Source organism: Micrococcus sp. KRD026 (assembly GCF_017168445.1).
Classification (GTDB): Bacteria; Actinomycetota; Actinomycetes; order Actinomycetales; family Micrococcaceae; genus Micrococcus; species Micrococcus luteus.
Window position 1 is genome coordinate 89474 of the sequence record NZ_JABFBA010000029.1, and the last position, 2263, is coordinate 91736.

2 protein-coding genes are annotated in these 2263 nt (G+C 71.2%); both read right to left on the reverse strand.

Annotated features, from left to right (window positions below; translation table 11 throughout):
* Positions 1-89 precede the first annotated feature (89 nt).
* Positions 90-1439, reverse strand: coding sequence for a phenylacetate--CoA ligase family protein (locus tag J1M40_RS10595; RefSeq protein WP_144825815.1), 1350 nt, complete (start codon positions 1437-1439; stop codon positions 90-92).
* A 71-nt stretch (positions 1440-1510) separates the two neighbouring features.
* Positions 1511-1927: a PaaI family thioesterase gene (locus J1M40_RS10600; RefSeq protein ID WP_020624995.1), complete on the reverse strand. Its 417-nt coding sequence runs from the start codon at positions 1925-1927 to the stop codon at positions 1511-1513.
* Positions 1928-2263 lie beyond the last annotated feature (336 nt).

Genomic DNA, 2263 nt, shown 5'->3' on the forward strand with positions numbered 1-2263 from the left:
CCTTCAGGGGCGGGCGGACGCCGACGACGACGGCGCACCGGTCCACTCTACCGGGCACGCCGGCGTCGGGATCGGCCGCGGGGACGGGATCAGGCCTGGTCGCGCAGGTCGTAGATCCGCTTGAGCTTGCCGGAGGAGCGGGCCAGGGACTCCGGCTCCACCACGTTGATCACGCACGAGGAGCCGATCTTCGTCTTGATCTCCATGCGCAGGTGCGCCGCGCAGGCCTGGGCCTCCTCGAGGGACGCATGATCACGGCGCTCGATGTTCACGGCCATCTGGTCCATACGGTCCGGGCGGGTGATCTCGAGGGTGAAGTGCGGCGACAGGGCCGGCTCCTTGAGGGCCAGCTCCTCGATCTGCGACGGGAACAGGTTCACGCCGCGCAGGATGATCATGTCGTCCGAGCGGCCGGTGATGCGGCCCATGCGGCGGTGGCCCGGGTGCGTGGTGCCCGGCAGCAGGCGGGTGAGGTCGTGGGTGCGGTACCGGATGATCGGCAGCGCCTGCTTGGTGAGCGAGGTGAAGACGAGCTCGCCGTGGCGGCCGGTCTCGAGGACCTCGTCCGTGAGCGGGTCGATGATCTCGGGGCGGAAGTGGTCCTCCCAGATGTGGGAGCCGTCCTTGGTGGCCGCGGACTCGCCGGCCACGCCCGGGCCCATGACCTCGGAGAGGCCGTAGATGTCCAGGGCGTCGAGGTCGAAGGTCTGCTCGATCTCGCGGCGCATCTCCTCGGTCCACGGCTCCGCGCCGAGGATCGCGACCTCGAGGGAGGACTCGCGGGGGTCCAGGCCGAGCTTCTTGAAGCCGTCCGCGATGGTCAACAGGTAGGTGGGCGTGGAGAGGATGGCGCGCGGCTGGAAGTCGGTGATCAGCTGCACCTGCTTCTCCGTCTGCCCGCCGGACATCGGGATCACGGCCGCCCCGATGCGCTCGGCACCGTAGTGGGCGCCCAGGCCGCCGGTGAACAGGCCGTAGCCGTACGCGTTGTGCACGCGGTCACCGGGGCGGATGCCGCCGGCGCGGAAGCAGCGGGCGACGAGGGTGGCCCACGTGGCCAGGTCGTCGTCGGTGTAGCCGACCACGGTGGGCTGGCCGGTGGTGCCGGAGGAGGCGTGGATGCGACGCAGCTCGGGGCCCGTGGCGGCGAACGCGCCGAACGGGTAGCTCTTCCGCAGGAACTCCTTGTCCGTGTACGGGAACTTGGCGAGGTCCCCGAGCTCCGTGAAGTCCGAGGGGTGGACGCCGTGGGTGTCGAAGTGCTCGCGGTACGCGGGCACGTTCTCGTAGGCGTGGTGCAGGGTCCAGCGGAGGCGTTCGAACTGGAGCGCCTCGATCTGGTCCCGGCTCATCGTCTCCTCGGGGTCCGGGGCCCCGCGGTCGGCGGGGGCGGGCAGGGGTGCCGGCGTGTACGGGTTGGGGATCGAGGCCTTGAGCATGGCGTTCTCCTGGGGATGCGGGGTCGGGCGGCGGTCGACGACGGCGGCGCACCGGCGGGTGCGCCCGTCGGTCAGCGTCCGGGGGCGGGGATGGTGCGGGAGCGGCCACGGAAGGCGGCCACCGGGGTGCCGTCGTCGGTGGTGACGGTGATGTCATAGACGGCCGAGCGGCCGGCGGCGGCGACCAGGCGGCCCTCCGCGACGAGGGTCTGCCCGGCGCGGGTGGCCGCGAGGAAGTTGACGTCCACGCCGGAGGCCACGGTGAGGGTGGAGCCGTCCGAGGCGGGGTCGTTGCAGGTCAGCGCGAAGCACGTGTCCGCGAACGCGAAGACGGCGCCGCCGTGGGCCAGGCCGAAGCCGTTGTGCTGGTCCTCGGTGAGCGTCATCCGGATGCGCGCGTGGTCCTTCTCGGCGGCCTCCAGGGTGACGCCGAGCCACCGCGCCACGCGGTCCTCGGCGAGCATGGGGTGGTGGGCGGTCTCGGTCATGGGCGGGCCTCCCTGCCGGCACGGGCGCGCCGGCGCGGCGGCGCAGAGAATTACTGAACGATCATTAGGTAACTCTCTGGATGTGACCCACGTCAAGTCCGGTCCGGTGTGTGACGCGCGCCGCCCCCCGCCGTCATGCCGTGGGAGCGGGGCACACCGGGGGACCTGTGCGCGGCCCCCGCCTATCGTGTCCGCGGCGCCTGTCTAGGTGTTGTGGGTCATGAGGTTCTTGCCACGGGGTACGGGCTGAGATGAGACGAGTGGGCCTCTCCCGCAGGATGGAAGTTCCTACACCACCGACCTGCCCGAGAAGACCCACTCATGACTCACGCTAAC

Excerpts from the sequence above, each read along its gene's own strand:
- J1M40_RS10595 (WP_144825815.1), bottom strand. The coding sequence starts at position 1,439 with ATGCTCAAGGCCTCGATCCCCAACCCGTACACGCCGGCACCCCTGCCC.
- J1M40_RS10600 (WP_020624995.1), bottom strand. The coding sequence starts at position 1,927 with ATGACCGAGACCGCCCACCACCCCATGCTCGCCGAGGACCGCGTGGCG.